Below are 507 nucleotides of genomic sequence, written 5' to 3'. Positions count from 1 at the left end.
GGTGTCAGATGGTCTGTGTAAGTCCAGTGCTCATCAGTGAGAGGAAGATCTATGAGCATGGCGTTAGACGACAAGCAGCAGGGCCACGACGACGAGCAGTTGCCTGAACTGGCCGAGCCGCGCTCGACCGCGGAAGTCGCCGAGGCATTACAGGCCTCGGGCATGGTCGATGAGCTGCTCGCCCAGATCGATACCGGCCAGATCCAGATCACCGGCGAAGGCGGGTTGATCCCAGGTCTGATCAAACTGGCCCTCGAACGCGGTCTGAAGGCCGAGCTGACCGATCACCTCGGCTATGCCAAGGGCGATCCGGCCGGGCGGGAGTTGCCCAACGCCCGTAACGGGTCGAGCCCGAAAACGGTGGCCTCGGAGGCCGGGCCGGTCGAGCTGAACATTCCTCGTGACCGTGACGGCACGTTCACCCCGCGGCTGGTCCCGAAGGGCTCGCGCCGCCTCGGCGGCCTCGACGACATCATCATCTCGCTCTACGCCGGCGGCATGACGTTG

Annotated in this window: 1 protein-coding gene; it reads left to right on the top strand. The window is 64.7% G+C overall.

Annotated features, from left to right (window positions below):
* Positions 1-51: 51 nt before the first annotated feature.
* A partial coding sequence (locus AMD30_RS24345) for a transposase (protein ID WP_197282852.1) occupies positions 52-507 on the top strand: 456 nt, incomplete at its 3' end.

The sequence above is a fragment of the Gordonia sp. HS-NH1 genome, from assembly GCF_001418765.1.
GTDB lineage: Bacteria > Actinomycetota > Actinomycetes > Mycobacteriales > Mycobacteriaceae > Gordonia.
Note: the sequence above shows the minus strand (reverse complement) of the source record. Positions and strands in the feature narration are given on the sequence as shown.